Origin of the sequence: Mesorhizobium sp. M7A.F.Ca.CA.002.09.1.1 (assembly GCF_003998555.1) — a bacterium.
Lineage (GTDB): Bacteria > Pseudomonadota > Alphaproteobacteria > Rhizobiales > Rhizobiaceae > Mesorhizobium > Mesorhizobium ciceri.
Genome location: NZ_RZRR01001407.1, coordinates 1 through 819, shown reverse-complemented (window position 1 = coordinate 819; position 819 = coordinate 1). Strand labels below are relative to the sequence as shown.

The 819-nt window shown below is 62.0% G+C and carries 1 protein-coding gene; it reads left to right on the top strand.

Annotation, left to right across the window (positions count from 1 at the left end):
* A partial coding sequence (locus tag EN994_RS33575) for an acyl-CoA dehydrogenase family protein (protein WP_127308262.1) occupies positions 1 to 819 on the top strand: 819 nt, incomplete at both ends.

The window sequence follows — 819 nt, the reverse complement described above, 5'->3', positions numbered from 1 at the left end:
TGTCGGAGGAGATCGCGCCGCGCTACGACGAGTTCGAGAAGAACGAGATGGTCGATCGCGAAAGCTGGCTGAAGGCAGGTTCCGCCGGCCTGCTCTGCGCTTCTATGCCGGAGGAATATGGCGGCTCCGGCGGCACCTTCGCGCATGAGAGCGCCATCATCGAGGCCATTGGCCATGTCGGCGTCGACGGGTTCGGCATCGGCCTGCACAATTCGATCGTCGCCCCTTATATCCTCCACTACGGCTCCGAGGAGCAGAAAAAGAAATGGCTGCCGAAGCTGGCGACCGGCGAGCTGATCGGCGCCATCGCCATGACCGAGCCCGGCGCCGGTTCCGATCTGCAGGGCGTCAAGACGCGGGCGCAGAAGGATGGCAACCACTACAAGATCAATGGTTCCAAGACCTTCATCACCAACGGCCAGCTTGCGAACTTCATCATCGTCGTCACCAAGACCGATCCGGAGAAGGGCGCCAAGGGCACCTCGCTGATCGTCGTCGAGACCGACGAGGTCGAAGGTTTCCAGCGCGGCCGTAACCTCGACAAGATCGGGCTCAAGGCCAACGACACGTCGGAGCTGTTCTTCAACGACATGCGCGTGCCGACCTCCAATTTGCTCGGCCACGAGGAAGGGCAGGGCTTCGTCCAGTTGATGCAGCAACTGCCGCAGGAGCGGCTGCAGATCGGCACGGGCGCCATCGCCATGATCGAGCGGGCGCTGGCGCTGACCATCGACTACGTCAAGGAGCGCAAGGCGTTCGGCAAGGCGATCATCGATTTCCAGAACACCCAGTTCAAGCTGGCCGAACTCAAGACCGAGG